15 protein-coding genes are annotated in these 16,783 nt (G+C 62.7%); 9 read left to right on the top strand and 6 right to left on the bottom strand.

Going from position 1 to position 16,783, the window contains the following annotated elements:
* Positions 1-313: 313 nt before the first annotated feature.
* The 5 genes from NKH91_RS27045 to NKH91_RS27025 all read left to right on the top strand — a co-directional run bounded on the left by NKH91_RS27045 (position 314) and on the right by NKH91_RS27025 (position 6,768).
* The gene (locus tag NKH91_RS27045) at positions 314-1,342 is read left to right on the top strand and encodes an amino acid ABC transporter substrate-binding protein (RefSeq protein ID WP_023719749.1); all 1,029 of its coding nucleotides are present in this window, start codon (positions 314-316) and stop codon (positions 1,340-1,342) included.
* An 80-nt stretch (positions 1,343-1,422) separates the two neighbouring features.
* Positions 1,423-2,610, top strand: a complete 1,188-nt coding sequence (locus NKH91_RS27040) for an amino acid ABC transporter permease (protein ID WP_023719748.1) — start codon at positions 1,423-1,425, stop codon at positions 2,608-2,610.
* 4 nt (positions 2,611-2,614) lie between these two features.
* Complete coding sequence (locus NKH91_RS27035; RefSeq protein WP_023719747.1) at positions 2,615-3,772, top strand: amino acid ABC transporter permease; 1,158 nt, start codon at positions 2,615-2,617, stop codon at positions 3,770-3,772.
* 69 nt (positions 3,773-3,841) lie between these two features.
* Positions 3,842-4,591, top strand: a complete 750-nt coding sequence (locus tag NKH91_RS27030) for an amino acid ABC transporter ATP-binding protein (protein ID WP_031194215.1) — start codon at positions 3,842-3,844, stop codon at positions 4,589-4,591.
* A gap of 257 nt (positions 4,592-4,848) precedes the next feature.
* Positions 4,849-6,768 (top strand): multicopper oxidase domain-containing protein, encoded by a 1,920-nt coding sequence (locus NKH91_RS27025; RefSeq protein WP_352814888.1) that lies wholly within the window; start codon positions 4,849-4,851, stop codon positions 6,766-6,768.
* Positions 6,769-6,842: 74 nt separating this feature from the next.
* Here the strand turns inward: NKH91_RS27025 and NKH91_RS27020 are convergent, their stop codons facing one another.
* From NKH91_RS27020 to NKH91_RS27010, 3 genes are read right to left on the bottom strand one after another with little or no spacing between them, the layout of a single operon-like run.
* On the bottom strand, positions 6,843-7,556 hold the full coding sequence (locus NKH91_RS27020; protein WP_023719744.1) for a HoxN/HupN/NixA family nickel/cobalt transporter: 714 nt from the start codon (positions 7,554-7,556) through the stop codon (positions 6,843-6,845).
* Positions 7,557-7,586: 30 nt separating this feature from the next.
* Positions 7,587-8,615: a cation diffusion facilitator family transporter gene (locus NKH91_RS27015; protein WP_502895887.1), complete on the bottom strand. Its 1,029-nt coding sequence runs from the start codon at positions 8,613-8,615 to the stop codon at positions 7,587-7,589.
* A complete protein-coding gene (locus NKH91_RS27010; RefSeq protein WP_023719742.1) occupies positions 8,612-8,875 on the bottom strand; it encodes a metal-sensing transcriptional repressor in 264 nt (87 codons plus the stop codon). Before NKH91_RS27010 ends, NKH91_RS27015 begins: the two co-directional genes overlap by 4 nt.
* Before the next feature lie 103 nt (positions 8,876-8,978).
* On the opposite strand from NKH91_RS27010, the gene NKH91_RS27005 reads away from it, so the two are divergent.
* A complete protein-coding gene (locus NKH91_RS27005) occupies positions 8,979-9,650 on the top strand; it encodes a TIGR02117 family protein (protein ID WP_352481908.1) in 672 nt (223 codons plus the stop codon).
* A gap of 194 nt (positions 9,651-9,844) precedes the next feature.
* Here NKH91_RS27005 and NKH91_RS27000 read toward each other — a convergent pair whose 3' ends face one another.
* Both NKH91_RS27000 and NKH91_RS26995 read right to left on the bottom strand, forming a co-directional pair.
* Complete coding sequence (locus NKH91_RS27000) at positions 9,845-11,053, bottom strand: FAD-dependent monooxygenase (RefSeq protein ID WP_352717600.1); 1,209 nt, start codon at positions 11,051-11,053, stop codon at positions 9,845-9,847.
* A 19-nt stretch (positions 11,054-11,072) separates the two neighbouring features.
* On the bottom strand, positions 11,073-11,318 hold the full coding sequence (locus tag NKH91_RS26995) for a zinc-finger domain-containing protein (RefSeq protein ID WP_023722726.1): 246 nt from the start codon (positions 11,316-11,318) through the stop codon (positions 11,073-11,075).
* Positions 11,319-11,467: 149 nt separating this feature from the next.
* On the opposite strand from NKH91_RS26995, the gene NKH91_RS26990 reads away from it, so the two are divergent.
* Genes NKH91_RS26990 through NKH91_RS26980 form a run of 3 tightly spaced genes read left to right on the top strand, consistent with a single transcriptional unit; the run spans position 11,468 to position 16,320 of the window.
* Positions 11,468-13,669 (top strand): RNA degradosome polyphosphate kinase, encoded by a 2,202-nt coding sequence (locus NKH91_RS26990; RefSeq protein ID WP_352481763.1) that lies wholly within the window; start codon positions 11,468-11,470, stop codon positions 13,667-13,669.
* Positions 13,669-15,201 (top strand): exopolyphosphatase, encoded by a 1,533-nt coding sequence (gene ppx, locus NKH91_RS26985; protein WP_023722728.1) that lies wholly within the window; start codon positions 13,669-13,671, stop codon positions 15,199-15,201. Before NKH91_RS26990 ends, ppx begins: the two co-directional genes overlap by 1 nt.
* Positions 15,202-15,258: 57 nt before the next feature.
* Positions 15,259-16,320, top strand: a complete 1,062-nt coding sequence (locus tag NKH91_RS26980; protein WP_352848426.1) for a serine hydrolase domain-containing protein — start codon at positions 15,259-15,261, stop codon at positions 16,318-16,320.
* 23 nt (positions 16,321-16,343) lie between these two features.
* Here NKH91_RS26980 and NKH91_RS26975 read toward each other — a convergent pair whose 3' ends face one another.
* Entirely contained in the window at positions 16,344-16,766 is a 423-nt protein-coding gene (locus tag NKH91_RS26975) for a DoxX family protein (protein WP_023722730.1), read from the bottom strand.
* Positions 16,767-16,783 lie beyond the last annotated feature (17 nt).

The raw sequence follows: 16,783 nt of genomic DNA, 5'->3' as shown, positions 1-16,783 counted from the left end.
GGCGCCCGGCGCGGTCGGGAAGTCGCGGTCGGGAAGGCGCGATCGGATTTTGCCGGCTTTATCGGCGCGTTGACCGATTTGCGGGCGCGTTTGTCTGCGATTCAGGCATTTCAGCCAGTTGGTTTTCAAAGTCTTTCGGATTTGGTCATTTCCCTTGACCTCACAGGAATAATCGCCTTCGATGTTGTTCGTGAATGGGAGACAGCGCGTCGGTTACGATGCGGGATTCCGGTAATGGGCCGGGATACGAAGCTGCGTTCACACGGGAAAAAGTCAGGTTCGCCTGGAAAAAACAGAAAAGGGTCTGTGGGTCATGAAACACATTGCAATCGGCGTTTTGGGCGCCGCCGCGTTTGGATTCGCGGCTTCGGCCGCATCCGCGAGCACGCTCGACGACGTCAAGGCGAAAGGCTTCATCCAGTGCGGCACCAACACAGGTCTTGCTGGCTTCGCGGCGCCGGACGACAAGGGTGAATGGAAAGGCATCGATGTGGATTTCTGCCGCGCCGTGGCGGCCGCCGTCTTCGGCGATGGCACCAAAGTCAAATTCACGCCGCTCAGCGCCAAGGAGCGGTTCACCGCGCTGCAGTCGGGCGAGGTCGACATCCTGTCGCGCAACACCACCTGGACCATCAACCGCGATACGGCACTTGGCCTGAACTTCGTCGGCGTCACCTATTATGACGGTCAGGGCTTCATGATCAACGCCAAGAAACTGCCGGGCGTCAATTCGGCGCTGCAGCTTTCGGGCGCGGCGGTCTGCGTGCAGAGCGGCACCACGACCGAGCTCAATCTCGCCGACTACTTCAAGGCGAACAAGATGGAATACAACCCCGTCGTCTTCGAAAAGCTGGATGAGGTCAACGCCGCCTATGACGCCGGCCGCTGCGACGTCTACACCACCGACCAGTCGGGTCTCTACGGCATCCGCCTGACGCTCAGCGCGCCGGCCGACCATGTCGTGCTGCCCGAGATCATCTCCAAGGAACCGCTCGGCCCGGCCGTGCGCCAGGGTGACGACCAGTGGTACCACATCGTCAAGTGGACCTACTTTGCGCTGTTGCAGGCCGAGGAACTGGGCATCACCCAGGCTAATGTCGACGAGATGAAGAACTCGGACAATCCTGAGATCAAGCGCGTGCTCGGCCAGGAAGCCGACACCAAGATCGGCACCGATCTCGGCGTCTCCAACGACTGGGTCGTCAACATCGTCAAAGCAGTTGGCAACTACGGCGAAATGTTCGAACGCAATGTCGGTTCGGGCAGCCCGCTGAAGATCGCGCGCGGCATCAACGCGTTGTGGACCAAGGGTGGCCTGCAATACGCTCCGCCGATCCGCTGATCGAAATGTGATCCGGAAGGCAGCTTCCTGCCTTCCGGTTTCTCTTTCCAGGGGATGGTCGCCAGAAGGGTGGTGGTTTAATGGCATCGCAGGAAATTCTTCGCGAGGAGCCAAGCCGCGGTTCCTTCATCAATGATCCTCGCGTCCGCGGCATATTCTTTCAAGCACTGGTCCTCGTCCTGCTGGTAGCGGGTGTCTGGTGGGTCACCCACAACGTCATCGCCAATTTGACGCGGCTGCACATCGCTTCCGGCTTCGGCTTTCTCAAGGGCCGCGCCGGCTTCGACATCAGCGAAAGCGCCATCGCTTATTCATCGGATTCGACCTATTTCCGTGCCATCCTGGTTGGCTTTATCAACACCGTGATCGTTGCTGTCGTCGGCATCATCACCGCCACCATCATCGGTTTCATCGTCGGCATAGGCCGGCTGTCGCATAACTGGCTGATCAGGAAGATCTGCACCGTTTATGTCGAGGTGTTCCGCAACATCCCACCGCTGCTGGTCATCTTCTTCTGGTATTCCGGCGTGCTCGCCGTGCTGCCGCCGCCGCGCGACAGCATCAATTTGCCGTTCGGCTCCTTTCTCAACCAGCGCGGCTTCTATTTTCCCCGCGCTATGTGGGGCGAGGGATCCTGGCTGATCCTGGTCGCACTGCTCCTCGGCATCGCCATGGCCTGGTTCGTCGCCCGCAAGGCGCGACAGCGGCAGATGGCGACGGGGCAGCCATTCCCGGTGTTCTGGACATCCATAGCGTTGATCGTCGGCCTGCCGCTGCTGGCCTACGCGCTGAGCGGCTTTCCGCTGAGCTTTGAATTTCCAAAGCAGTCGACCTTCAATCTCGTCGGTGGCTTTCAGGTCAGGCCCGAGTTCCTGTCACTCTATCTGGCGTTGTCCTGCTATACGGCCGCCTTTATCGCCGAGATCGTGCGCGCCGGCATCAGGGGCGTCAGCGCAGGCCAGACCGAGGCGGCCGCTGCACTCGGGCTGCGTTCGGGATCGATCCTCAGACTTGTCGTCGTGCCGCAGGCGATGCGCATCGTTATTCCGCCGCTGACCAGCCAGTACCTCAACCTGACCAAGAATTCCTCGCTCGCCATCGCCATCGGCTATCCGGACCTGACGGCGACGGCTGGCACGGTCTTGAACCAGACCGGGCAGGCAGTCGAAGGCGTGGTGATCATGATGGCGGTGTACCTGGCGCTCAGCCTGATCACGTCGGCGGTCATGAACGTGGTGAACGCCAGGATGGCGCTGGTGGAGAGATAAGGCCATGCAAGAGCACGATATGTCCTGGGTGCGGACGGAGATGGCGCTGGCGCAGGCGGCGCCGTCGAGCGAGCGCGGCCTCGGCGCCTGGGTCCGCAAGAATCTGATCGCGTCGACCGGCGACACCATCCTGACCATCATCGGCATCGTGCTGGTTGCCATGATCCTGCCGCAGATCGTCAATTGGGCTTTCATCAACGCCCAGTGGACGGGACCGGACCGCACGGTCTGCGCCACCGTGGCGCAGGGCGGCATCCAGCCGGACGGCTGGACCGGCGCCTGCTGGGCCTTCGTCAACGCCAAGTTCGGCCAGTTCATGTTCGGCCGCTATCCCCTGGAAGAGCGTTGGCGCCCGATCCTGGTCGCCATCCTGTTCGTGGCGCTGCTGGTGCCGCTGCTCATTCCGCGCGTACCGCGCAAGGGGCTGAATGCCATTCTTCTCTTTTTTGCGCTGCCGGTCGTCGCCTTCGTTCTGCTGCTCGGCGGCATGTTCGGCCTGCCCTATGTCGAAACCCCGCTTTGGGGTGGACTGCTGGTGACACTCAGCCTGTCCTTCGTGGGCATCGCTGTGTCGCTGCCGGTCGGCATCGTGCTGGCGCTCGGCCGGCGCTCGAACATGCCGATCGTCAAGCTGCTGTGCGTGATCTTCATCGAGACGGTACGCGGCATCCCGCTGATTACGGTGCTGTTCTTTGCCAGCGTGATGCTACCGCTGTTCCTGCCGGCCGGCGTCAGCTTCGACAAGTTCCTGCGCGCGCTGATCGGCGTGTCGCTGTTTGCCGCCGCCTACATGGCCGAAGTGGTGCGCGGCGGCCTGCAGGCGATCCCCAAAGGCCAGTATGAGGGCGCCGATTCGCTCGGCCTCAGCTACTGGCAGAAGATGGGTCTGGTCGTCATGCCGCAGGCGCTGAAGCTGGTCATTCCCGGCATCGTCAACACCTTCATCGGCATGTTCAAGGACACCAGCCTGGTCATCGTCATCTCGATGTTCGACCTCCTCGGCATCGTCAAGCAGAACTTCTCCGACGCCAGCTGGGCAACGCCGCAGACGGCCAGGTCCGGCCTGGTGTTCGCGGCCTTCATCTTCTGGCTGTTCTGCTTCGGCATGTCGCGCTATTCAATGTACACGGAACGCCGTCTCGACACCGGCCACAAACGCTAAAAAGGGGACCTTGTCATGGTCATAGAAAACGCCGTCAGCGCGGAAGAGATCAAGGTCAATGCCGCCAAGATGCATATTTCCACCACCGATGTCGCCATCGACATCATCGCCATGCACAAATGGTACGGCGAATTCCATGTCCTGAAGGACATCAATCTAAAGGTGATGCGCGGCGAGCGGATCGTCATCTGCGGCCCGTCGGGCTCCGGCAAATCGACGATGATCCGCTGCATCAACCGGCTGGAGGAACACCAGAAGGGCAAGATCATAGTCGACGGCAAGGAACTGACCAACGATCTGAAGAAGATCGACGAGGTGCGCCGCGAAGTCGGCATGGTGTTCCAGCACTTCAACCTGTTTCCGCATCTGACCATCCTCGAGAATTGCACGCTGGCGCCGATCTGGGTGCGCAAGATGCCGCGGAAGCAGGCCGAGGAAATCGCCATGCATTTCCTCACGCGCGTCAAGATCCCGGAACAGGCCAACAAATATCCCGGCCAGCTTTCCGGCGGCCAGCAACAGCGCGTGGCGATCGCCCGCTCGCTGTGCATGAACCCGCGTATCATGCTGTTCGACGAGCCGACCTCGGCGCTCGACCCGGAAATGATCAAGGAAGTGCTGGAGACGATGGTCGGGCTGGCCGAGGAAGGCATGACCATGCTCTGCGTCACCCATGAAATGGGCTTTGCGCGCAAAGTCGCCAACCGGGTGATCTTCATGGACCAAGGCCAGATCGTCGAGCAGAACACGCCGGCCGAGTTCTTCGACCACCCGCGCCACGAACGCACGAAACTGTTCCTGTCGCAGATCCTGCACTGATCCTGTACGCCGGTTCGGAACAAGACCGGCGGACCGGGCTCGCTGCGTTGCTCAGGGCCTTACGCGTATTCGACGAGCGCTGACCGTGCGCGGCGCGAGAAGATAGCAAGCGTGCTTCAGGCCGCTCGAGTGGTCACCTTGCAACCTGGTAGCTAAGGCCGGCACGGATCATAAGCGCGCCGGCTGCGTTCATTGCCATTGGGAGTTGTATAACGAGCCGCGTTGGCGCGTGCGGCGGCAGGTCAAGGTTCATCCCGATGCTCATCCAACCGATCGATTATTTTCTCGTCGTCTGGTTCGCACTGGCGCTGGCTTCGACGCTTTATGTCGGCTTCGATCAATATCGCAACAATCCCGAGCCGGTGGTGATGAAATGGGGATTCATCCTGGTTACCCTCTATATGGGTCCGCTCGGCTTGCTGCTCTACGTGCTAGCCGACAAGGAGCCCCGGCCGGGCGAGCATGAACTCTTTACCCGGCCGCTCTGGAAGCAGGGCGTCGGCTCCACCATCCACTGCGTCGCCGGCGATGCCACCGGCATCATTCTTGCCGCCGCCGTCACGGCGGCGCTCGGCCTGCCGATGTGGATCGACCTGATCGTCGAATATCTCGCCGGCTTTGCCTTCGGCCTGTTCATCTTCCAGTCGCTGTTCATGAAATCGATGATGGGCGGCACCTATTGGGAGAATGTGCGCAAGAGCTTTCTGCCCGAGTTCATCTCCATGAACTTCATGATGGCCGGCATGGCGCCGGTCATGAGTTTTCTGATGATGGGCCGCGACATGCGCGCGATGGAACCGACGGAGCTTTTGTTCTGGGGCGTGATGTCGATCGGCGTCATCGCCGGCTTTGCGCTTGCCTACCCGGCCAATGTCTGGCTGGTCGCCCGCGGCTTGAAACATGGGCTGATGACACAGCGCCAACAGGCGGCCGGCACCGACGGTCGAGAGCAGCCCCACCAAGGGCAACACGCGCAGATGCAAATGCAGCAGGCCGACGCCAGCGGCCATCACGGGCAGCACCACGATATGGCTTCCCACAAAGGCAAAGGCGGCGCCGGTCATCACATGGAGACGGATGCCACGACCCCGCAAGTCGCCGCCCTCAGCATGGTCTCCCTGCTGGCCCTCGCCATCGGCATGATCGCGCCGGCGAATTGGCTGAACCTGACGCTGTCGGCGCGCGACGTCGGCGGGGTGATCATGCCGCAAGGCATGATCATGGACCGCGACACGCCGGCCGACGCGATGCGCGACATGGCCGCCACCGATCCTCGCCTTGTGGCCGCCTCTTATGATCTGACGGCAAAGGGTGACCAGGACCTGCCTTTTCGAATGGAGAACGGCATCAAGGTGTTCGAGCTCAGGCCTTCGGTGGTCCGCTGGCAGATCCTGCCGGACGTTGCGGTCGACGCCTATGCCTATAATGGCCAGATTCCCGGTCCGCGAATTCACATTCGCCAGGGCGATCGGGTCAGGATCAACGTCGTCAACGGCCTGCCTGAGGAAACGACGGTGCATTGGCATGGCCTGATCCTGCCGAACCAGATGGATGGGCCAGCCGAGATCACGCAGGCGCCGATCGAGCCCGGCCAATCCTATTCATACGAATTCACCGCAACCCAGCACGGAACCTATTTCTATCACCCCCATGCCAAGCCGGACCGGACCCAGGCGCTCGGCCTCTACGGTGCGCTGATCATCGATCCCGCCAATCCCGCCGATGAGGTCGCGGCCGACCATGATTACGTCATCGAGCTTCAGGAATGGCTGGTGCGGGAAGGGCTGACCTACCCGTCGATGCCGATGGACGGCGGCATGCCGAATTTCTTCACCATCAACGGCAAGGCCTATCCCTCGACCGAGACGATTCCGATGAAGGTCGGCGAGACGCTCAAGGTGCGGTTCATCGGCACCAACAACGGCTTCATCCATCCGATGCACATCCATGGCGGACCGTTCGAGGTCGTTGCCCGCGACGGCGAGACGATCCCTGCCTCGGGTCGTTTCCTTGCCGATACAGTCAACGTCGGGCCAGGTCAGCGCTATGACGTGATCTGGAAGGCACAGCGTCCGGGCAAATGGCTGATCCATTGCCACATCCCGCATCACACCACGAACAACAATGTCGAGGAGAAGGGCGGCGGCGGGCTGATGGTCGTGATCGATGTGACATGACCGGCGTCGGCTTGGCTCGTTCCAACTGCTGCACCGGCCCGGACGCCATGCAGTGGCTGAAACCATGTTTTCTCTTAAGCTGATGTGATCTGCCAGACAGCGACGCCGGCAAGGGCGAGACCGGCAGCGCCCTCGATGGCCCGGGAGATGGTTTCGAACAGCCGTGGCTGGCGCGCGAAAAACTGTACAAGCCGTTCCCGAAACACGATCGACAATACCGCGACGCAGGACAGCGTCAGCGCCACGCCGACCATCATGGTGATGGCAAACAGGACGCCCGCTGCCGGAACACCCCTGGAGATCGCGAAAGTCATCGCGAAAAGCGTCAGCGGGCAGGGGATCAGGCCTGCCATCACGCCGACAGCCTCGCCTTCGTGCCTGTGGTGATGGCTGTGGCTCAAAGCGCGCCAGAGCATCCAGACGCCAATGAGGCCGAGCAGCCCACGACTGATATGCTCCAGGAGCGGAGCGCGGCCAACGCTGCCCAATGCTATGGAGACCAGTGGCAGCGAGAGAGCCGCAATCAGAACGGCAATCGTCACATGCGTGAACGATAGCGTGATAGACACGAGCAGGCCGCGCGAGACCTTCGCATCCGAACCGGCAAGATAGGTCGCCAGGACCGCCTTGCTATGACCCGGCGTCAGCGCATGGGCAGCCCCGAACACGACGCCCATCGGCAGGAAGGCCATGAATGCCAGCCAATTGCCTCCGGCCGCAAGCAGCTTGATCTGCTCGCCGAGCGTCAGATAGATCGTGCGCTGAAATTCGACGAGCGTCTGGAACATCGGACGAGACTAGCAGAAAATCGGCGAGCGTCAGTGCATGTGGCCGTGGTCATGCGTGTGCTCGTGAGGGTGCGGATGGTCGTTCTCTCCACGTTCCGTTGAAAACCGGACATTCGCCTCAGCCAGGGCTGGCATATGCTGGGACAGTTCGTCTTTCAGCGCTGCCGCGATCTTGTTCGCCGCCGACAGCGGTAAGGTTTCGTCCGCGGCAATTGCGATGTCCGCGTGCAATCTATGACCGACCCAGCGCGCCTTGGCATCGACAATATGCGCGCCCGCAACATGCTCGGCGGCATGTCGGATTTCATCCATCACACCGGGTTCGATTCCGTCCAGCATGCGGGTCAGCACCGAACGGGCCGATTGCCACACGATACCGAAGATCGCAATCGTGATCAGCAGGCCGACGATCGGGTCGGCCAAGGAAAAGCCGAGCCAGACGCCGATGGCTCCGATGACCACGGCAAGGCTGGTAAGTCCGTCGGTGCGGGCGTGGTAGCCGTCGGCAATGAGTGCCGCGCTGTTGATTTCGCGGCCGACGCGGATACGGAACACGGCAACCGCCTCGTTGCCGAGGAAGCCGACAATGCCCGCCGCCGTCAGCCAGCCGAGGTGTGTCACTACTTGTGGATTGATCAGCCTGTCGATGGCTTGGTAGGCGGCGACAACAGCGCTGAACAGGATGATGAGCACGATGATGATGCCGGCCAGATCCTCGACCCGGCCCAAGCCATAGGTAAAGGTCCGCGACGGCTTGCGCCGCGCCAGCACGAACGCAATCCATAGCGGGATCGCCGTTGTCGCATCGCCGATGTTATGGATCGTGTCGGCCAGCAATGCCACGCTCCCCGACAGCACAACCACGACCATCTGCAACGCCGCGGTGATGGCCAGGATTACGAACGACCATTTGATTGCCCAGATGCCCCGGTCGGTGGTAGCAATTGTCGCATCGATGACGCCGTGGGTGTGACCGTGCGAACCGTGATCGCCGTGATGATGTGCGGCGTGCGAGCCGAACCCGAGCCAGTCCAGAATGCGGGCTACGATGGCATTCATAGATACTTCGCCAGCTGCTTGAGTTCCGCCAGCGAGTTGCCGCCGGTTTCCACGCTGTCCGTGAGGCAATGCTCGATGTGATCGTTGATCAGCTCGCGCTTGGCGCTGCTGATGGCCCTTTCGACGGCATGAAGCTGCTGCGCCAGATCAACGCAAGGGCGATGCGCCTCGATCATGGCCAGCACAGCCGCAAGGTGACCTTGCGCGCGCTTCAGGCGCTTTATGATGGAAGGATGCGAGGCGTGGAGGTGATCTGACATGCTTGAGCATATCCTCCCGGGGAGGATACGCGTCAAGCGCTTTGTCAGCCGTGCAACTCCAGAGACGCTTCACCTTGAGCATGGCTTGCTCTAAGCCTTTCCCATGAAGAAGCTTGCCCGTTTTCTTGGCCTGCTGGTCGTTGCAACAGTGCTTGCCGCAGCGCTGGGCACGCTGCTGCCGCGCCCGCTCTGGCCGGCGGCAGTTGCCGATCCGATCGGCGCAAGCCACCGCATCTTGGTGCTGCAAAATCCGATCCACACCGACATCGCCATTCCGGTCGACGACGATATGCGCCGGCGCTTCCATTTCCTGGTCGATGCCGGCATTCCTGCCGACATGGCGGAGGTCCGCTACATCGTCTTCGGCTGGGGCGGCCGCGCCTTCTATCTGGAGACGCCGACCTGGTCGGAGCTGAAGCCGATGCCGGTGATGAAGGCGCTGACCGTCGATGCCTCGGTGATGCATGTCGACATTTCCGGCGACATCGCCGAGCCGCATCCCGACGTCGCCGGCTTCGACATCGGCGACGAACGCTTTGCAGCGCTGCTCGATTACATTGCGGCAAGCTTCCAGCGGGGGCCGAACGGGGCCATTCCGATCGAGAATGCGGCCTATTCCCGCTTCGATCGTTTCTTCGAAGCCAATGGCCATTTCAACGCGCTGATCGGCTGCAACACCTGGACGGCGGCGGCACTGCGCACGGCCGGGCTGCGCACCGGCTGGTGGAACCCGCTGCCAGCCTCGCTCGGCCTGTCGATGCGGCTTCACAATTGAAGAGGGTTCCGGCTGATCAACGCCGCGATCCTTCGAGCCCTCCTTTCGCCAATCTCTAACGTTGCAGGACCTAGCAAGGCGCCGAAACTGCCAATCTCCCTCCTTGTGGGGGAGATGTCCGGCAGGACAGAGGGGGGCGCTGTCCCGCCGGCCTATCGAGCTTTTTATCGCCGATCCCCAGACTCGCGCGCCCGCTAGCCATAAAGCCAATCAAGATCGGCGGCGAGCTTTTCGGGTGAGCGCATCGCCAGGAACAGGTTGCGGGCCATCGCCACCGGCCCGGCCGCGTGCCAGGCGAGGCGGTTGACCGCGCCGCGGCGGGCGACCTGGGCGACGCGCGGCCGCCGCGCCTGTTCCCAAGCGGCAAGCGCGCCGCTGAGATCGGCAGGCGAGGTGGCAACGAAGCCGGCAAGCGTCGCCGCGTCCTCGATCGCCATCGCCGCGCCCTGTGCGGCAAAGGGCGTCATCGCATGCGCCGCATCGCCGATCAGCGCGACGCCTTCCGGTGTCGTCCACCGCCGCTGCTCGACGGTGTGGATCGGCCATGCCGTCCACGGCGCCGCCTCGCTCGCCAGACGGACCAGCGCCGGCGCGGTACCGCGCATGGCACTGACGAGGCTGGCGGGGTCGGCATGCCCCGACCAGCCCTCGGCGATTCGCTCACCCCTGGTGAAGGCGGCGAGATTAAAGGCAGTGCCACGGCTGACCGGATAGGCGACCATATGGAAGCCGGGATAGAGGAATGCAGTAACGCAATCGGGCGCACCGATCATGCCGAAGGCCTGTCCGGCGAGGCTGTCCGCGGCCACCGTGGCTCGCCAGGCAAGCTCGCCCGAGAATCGGCTTCTGACAAAGTCGGCCTCCGTGCGGGCCAGCTTTTCTCGCACCGACGACCAGACGCCGTCGGCTCCCACCAGCAACGATGCCTCGGTTTCGATGGTCGTGCCGGCAATCTCGACTGTTGCGGTGATGCCATTCGGTCCGGATGCTACGCTGCCGACGCGGGCGCCGGTGACAAGCTCGAACTCGGGTCGCTCGGCTGTCCGCGCCATCAGCGCTGACTGCAGATCGCCGCGGTGGGCAACGAGATAGGGCGCTCCCCAGCGCGTTTCGGCGGCCTGGCCAAGCGGTACGCGCGCCAACTCGCGCAGCGTGGCGGCATCCTTGAGCACGACCGCCTCCGGCCGCACCGCCGTCGGCAGCAGCCGATCGAGTACGCCGAGTTGTCGAAGAATACGTGTCGCGTTGGGCGACAGCTGGATGCCGGCTCCGGCAGCCTCGAGGTGCTGCGCCTGTTCGAACAGTTTTATCCGATGGCCGCGCTCGGCGAAGGCCAGTGCCGCGGTCAGCCCGGCGACGCCCGCCCCGGCGATGACCACATGCCGGGACTGCGTTTCTCGCATCAGGCTTGTCGCGGAAGAATCAGGCGGCCTGGTCGATATAAAGGCAGCCCGGCGGCACCGTTTCCAATGCCTTCAGCTTCGGCGAATAGCGATAGAGCGTCGAGCAGTAGGGGCAGACCTTTTCATTGTCGTCGCCCATGTCGAGAAATACATGCGGATGGTCGAAAGGCGGATTGGCGCCGGTGCACATGAATTCCTTGACGCCGATGTCGATTGCCGGATAGCCCGCATCGTTCTGGAAATGGGGAATGGAACCGCCTGCCATCGTCGTCTCCTGATCTTGTCGATTGGATCTGGATCATAACCCGTCTCTTTGCAAGATCGATGAAATGAAACTGTCGCAAAAGCCTGTCAGAGGATAAGTTAAGCCGGTTAAGGCTGGCGCCGACGGCTGGTGTAGGAAGAGCAGGAACCATGAACGAACTGAAGCCGGTGCAAAGCGAATTCATCACCATCGAGGCTGCGAGCCGCGAAGGCGGCAATCCTGACCGCTTCGTCAACCGCGAGTTTTCCTGGCTGCAATTCAACCGGCGCGTGCTCGAGGAATCGCTGAACGCCAATCATCCGCTGCTCGAGCGCGTTCGCTTCCTGTCGATATCGGCGGCCAATCTCGACGAGTTCTTCATGGTCCGCGTCGCCGGTCTTGCCGGCCAGGTGCGCGAGGGTATCGTGCTGAAGAGCCCGGACGGGCGCACCCCCGAGCAGCAGCTCGAACAATTGCTGCGCGAGGTCGAGCGCCTGCAGGAGGACCAGCAGAACAGCCTTTCGGCGCTGATGCTGCAGCTCAACAAGGAAGGCATCGAGAGCATCACCCGCGATGCGCTGACCAAGGACGAGAAGACCTGGCTCGAGGACCATTTCCAGGAGCAGGTGTTTCCGGTCCTGACGCCGCTGTCGATCGACCCAGCGCATCCGTTTCCGTTCATTCCCAATCTCGGTTTCTCGATGGCGCTGCAATTGCGCCACCGCAAGAACGGCGAGGAAATGAGCGCGCTTTTGCGCCTGCCGGTAGCGCTGAGGCGCTTCATCCGCTTGCCGGATCGCAAGCATCACGTCCGCTTCGTTCCGCTCGAAGAGGCGGTCAGTCTCTACATCGGCAAGCTGTTCCCCGGCTACGAGGTCAAGGGCTCCGGCACGTTCCGCATCATCCGCGACAGCGATATCGAGGTCGAGGAAGAATCCGAAGATCTGGTGCGGCTGTTCGAGACGGCGCTGAAGCGTCGCCGCCGCGGCTCGGTCATCCGGATCGAGTTCGACAGGCTGATGCCGTCCGAATTGCGCGACTTCGTCGCCGGCGAGCTTGGCGTCTCGGCCAGCCGCATCAGCGTGCTTACCGGGCCGCTGGCGCTTAGCCAGATCTCGGAGATCGTCGCCGTCGCTCGCGACGATCTGAAGTTCACGCCCTACAATCCGCGCTTCCCGGAGCGCATCCGCGAGCATGGTGGCGATTGCTTTGCCGCCATCCGCGAGAAGGACATCATCGTCCACCACCCCTACGAATCCTTCGACGTGGTGGTGCAGTTCCTGCGCCAGGCGATGGCCGATCAGGAAGTGGTGGCGATCAAGCAGACGCTCTACCGCACCTCCAACGACAGCCCGATCGTGCGGGCTTTGGTCGACGCCGCCGAGGCCGGCAAGTCGGTGACGGCGCTGGTCGAGCTCAAGGCGCGCTTCGACGAGGAGGCCAACATCCGCTGGGCGCGCGACCTCGAGCGCGCCGGAGTCCAGGTCGTCTTCGGCTTTCTCGAGCTGAAGACCCACGCGAAAATGTCGCTGGTGGTGCGGCGCGAGGATGGCAGGCTACGCAATTACGTGCATCTCGGCACCGGCAATTACCACCCGGTCACCGCGCGCATCTACACCGACCTGTCCTTCTTCACCACCGATCCGACGATCGCGCGCGATGTCGCGCAATTGTTCAATTTCATCACCGGCTATGCCGAGCCGGCCGAGCAGATGCGGCTGGCCATATCGCCGTTCACGCTGCGCAACCGCATCCTCAAGCATATTTCGGACGAGATCGGCCACGCGCTGGATGGCAGGCCGGCTCGCATCTGGATGAAGATGAATGCGCTGGTCGATCCGATCATCATCGATGCGCTCTACGATGCCAGCCGCGCCGGCGTCGAGATCGATCTCGTCGTGCGCGGCATCTGCTGCCTGAGACCGCAGGTGCCGGGCCTGTCGGAGAACATAAGGGTGAAGTCGATCGTCGGCCGCTTCCTCGAGCACAGCCGCATCTATTGCTTCGGCAACGGCCACGGCCTGCCCTCGGACGGGGCGATCGTCTACATCTCCTCGGCCGATTTGATGCCGCGCAATCTCGACCGCCGGGTCGAGACCATGGTGCCGATCACCAATCCAACTGTGCATGAACAGGTGCTCGGCCAGATCATGCTCGGCAACATCATGGACAACCAGCAAAGTTTCGACGTATTGGCTGACGGAACCTCCCGGCGCGTTGTGCTGGAGGAGGGCGAGGAACCGTTCAACGCGCAGGAATATTTCATGACCAATCCGAGCCTGTCCGGACGGGGCGATGCGTTGAAGTCGCATGCGCCCAAGCGCATCGCGCAGTTCAAGCGCCGCAAGAAACAGAACGCAGCGACGGGCTGATGATTTCAGCGTCCCAGGGCCGGCTTCAGGACCGCCGACCGCTGTCCATCATCGATATCGGGTCGAACTCGATCCGTCTTGTCATCTATGAAGGGCTGGCGCGCTCGCCGACCTTGCTGTTCAACGAAAAGATGCTCGCCGGTCTCGGCCGCGGCATCGTTTCGACCGGAAAGCTCGATCCCGAGGCGGTGACGCGCTCGATGGAAGAGTTCCGCCGTTTCCGCGCGCTCTCCGACCAGGCCGGCGCCGAGCGCATGTATGTGTTGGCGACCGCCGCCGCCCGTGAGGCGGTCAACGGCCCCGACTTCATCCACCGCGCCGAGGATGTACTCAAGACCGAGATCCAGGTGCTGAGCGGCCGCGAGGAAGCCCATTATTCGGCGCTCGGCGTCATCTCCGGTTTCCACCCGGCCAACGGCATCGCCGGCGATCTTGGCGGCGGCAGCCTCGAACTGATCGATATCGACGGCGAGGCGATCGGTGACGGCATCACCCTGCCGTTGGGCGGCTTGCGCCTGCAGGACATGGCGAAGAACTCGCTGACCCAGGCGGCAAAGATCACGCGCGAGCAACTGGCGCGGGCGAAATTGCTGAAGGGCGGACAGGGCAGGGCCTTCTACACGGTCGGCGGCACCTGGCGAAACCTCGCCCGTCTGCACATGGAAATGACCAACTACCCGCTCGGCGTCATGCACCATTACGAGATCGGCATCGAAAGCGCCGCGAGCTTCCTCCGGCAGGTCGCCAAAGCCGAGATCGATAAGGTCAAGGGCATCGAGGGCGTCTCCAAGAACCGCCGCTCGCTGCTGCCCTACGGCGCCATCGTGCTGCAGGAGATCATGGCGGCGATGCAGCCGTCGAAGATCATCGTGTCGGCGCTGGGCGTGCGCGAGGGCTTTCTCTATTCGCTGCTCGACAAGGCCGAACAGAAAGCCGATCCGCTGATCTCGGCGGCGGAAGAGCTTGCCCGCCTGCGCTCGCGATCGGTCGACCACGCGCATGAGCTTGTCGAATGGACCGGTAAGGCCTTCGCTGCCTTCGGCATCGACGAAACCAGGGATGAGGCGCGCTACCGCCACGCCGCCTGCCTGCTTGCCGATATCGGCTGGCGCGCCCATCCCGAATATCGCGGCAAGCAATCGCTCAACATCATCGCCCACGCCTCGTTCATCGGCGTCGACCATCCCGGCCGCGCCTTCCTGGCGCTTGTCAGCCTGTTTCGCCACGAGGGCGTGTTCAATGAAGCCGCTCCGGAAATCCGCGGGCTGGCGACACCGCGCTATCTCGAACGCGCCCGGGTATTGGCGGCGCTGTTGCGCGTCGTCTATCTGTTGACCGCGGCAATGCCGGGCGTCATGCCGCGGCTGAAATGGGAAAACCGCGGCAATGGCGTGCTGGCGCTGGTGCTGCCGGCAGCGCTGGCCGATCTTTACGGCGAGCGGCCGGCTGGCCGGCTGGCACAGCTGGCAAGAGTCACCAACCGCCGGCTGGTGCTGGCGGTCGAGGGCGGGCCAAGCATGTCTGTGAAGTGAACGGGCGGTCCAAGGCCGGATTTCGGGACGTGGGGTAAACGCAGAGCGAAAAATTCCATGACCATCCCATCGTCATCTCCGTCCGTAGCTGCAGCCGAAGCGCTCGGCTTCGATCCAGCGATCCACCGCAAGCTGCTTGCCGGGCTCGAGTCCGGTCTGTTGCGCGACCTGCACGTCGTTCTCGCTGCCCGCTCCGAGAAGGTCTTCCTGGAGCACTATGCCGAGGGCAGGGACGAAGAATGGGGGCGCCCGATCGGGCAGATCGCGTTTGACGCCGGCACGCTGCACGATCTGCGCTCGGTAACGAAGAGCATCGTCAGCCTGCTTTACGGCATTGCCCTCGACACGGGACTGGTGCCGCCACCCGATGCGCCGCTCTTCGCGCTGTTTCCCGAATACGCCGATCTCGCCGCCGATCCCGCGCGTGAGAAGATCACGATCGGCCATGCGCTGACGATGACGCTCGGCATGGAGTGGGACGAAAACCGTCCCTATAGCGATCCGCAGAACAGCGAGATCGCGATGGAGAACGCGCCCGATCGTTATCGCTTCATCCTTGAGCGGCCGATCATCGCCGACCCTGGGAGCCGCTGGATCTATTCCGGCGGCAGCGTCGCGCTGGTTGGCGCGATCATTGAAAGAGGCTGCGGCAAATCCCTGCCGGATTTCGCGCGCGAGGCGCTTTTCGCGCCGCTTGGCATCGAGCGCTTCCATTGGTCGGCTGGTGGTGACGGCGTCGCCTCCGCAGCGTCCGGCCTCAGGCTGGCGGCCCCTGATCTTTTGAAGATCGGCCAACTCCTTCTTCGCAAGGGTCTGTGGAATGGAGAGAGGATCGCGTCGGAAGGCTGGATAAACGCGTCGTTAACAGCCACAATCTCGACGCCGGACGGCCTTGGTTATGGCCGGTTGTGGTTCACCGGCGACGCGCCGGCGCCAGCATTCGCCGCCCCGAAATCATGGTATGGGGGTTTCGGCAATGGCGGACAGCGGCTCTGGCTGATGCCCGAGGCCGACATCGCCGCCGTGATCTATGCAGGCAAGTACAACGCCCAGGATGCCTGGGTGACGCCGACCCGCGTCTGGCGCGAGATCATTCTGGCCAATTTCCTGAACGCCTGATGATCTGTGCTGACGCCAGTCTTTCAGGTCGCTTCGGCACCGACGCCGATGCCACGCCCGTCGGCCGACCAGGCGCCCGCACCAGCCATTGCCAGCGCCAGAAAACCACCTGCTATGGCAATGTCCTTCATCAGCATCTGTGAATGCAGGAAGGTCAGCGTCGGATCGTCGCCGCCTTGGCCGTAATGACCGATGAAGGCGGTCGCGATGCAGAAGGCGGCGAGCAGCAGCGCCACGATCGGCGTCTTGAAGCCGACGAGGATGAGCAGCCCGGCGATCAGCTCGAACAGCCCCGTGCCCCAGGCAGCGAGTGTTGGCAGCGGCAGTCCGAGGCCGGCGAAATAGCTAGATGTGCCGGCGATGTCGGCAAGCGCATGGAAGCCGGACGGCACGAACAGTGCGGCGAGCAGCAGCCGGGACAGCAAGAGCAGCGCATTGCGGGGCATGATTCACCTCCGTTATC

This window comes from Mesorhizobium sp. M0894, assembly GCF_040319725.1.
Classification (GTDB): domain Bacteria; phylum Pseudomonadota; class Alphaproteobacteria; order Rhizobiales; family Rhizobiaceae; genus Mesorhizobium.
Note: the sequence above shows the minus strand (reverse complement) of the source record. Positions and strands in the feature narration are given on the sequence as shown.